The 319-nt window shown below is 58.9% G+C and carries 1 pseudogene; it reads right to left on the bottom strand.

Annotated elements, in window-relative coordinates:
- A pseudogene (locus HWY30_RS40965) lies at window positions 1–319 on the bottom strand (sensor domain-containing diguanylate cyclase); the annotation flags it as partial.

Genomic DNA, 319 nt, shown 5'->3' with positions numbered 1-319 from the left:
CGAGTGCATCGCGGACCCGTTCGTTAATAACTGCGCTTTGCATGTTCGCGCCAAAGCGGCGCTCTGCGTCGTCGAGTCTGCTAGCAGTGCTCTTCAATTGGACCGCAGTCTGCGGCTGCCCAGCCCCCGCGAGTGCGAAGTCGATAAGCGCGTCATGCACGGCCGCGACGTAGGCATTCCCGATCAGCTCCTTGTCGGAGAAGTCAATTGCGATGTACTTTTCGCGGATCAGGATGCCGCTGATGTAAAGGACTGCGCTCAAGTCGAGCAGATAAATCAGCAGCAGCTTTCGGCCGACGCGGAGACGTCCGAGAAACCG

The organism is Paraburkholderia tuberum STM678 (assembly GCF_902833905.1).
Classification (GTDB): domain Bacteria; phylum Pseudomonadota; class Gammaproteobacteria; order Burkholderiales; family Burkholderiaceae; genus Paraburkholderia; species Paraburkholderia tuberum.
This window is presented reverse-complemented; position numbering and strand designations above follow the sequence as displayed.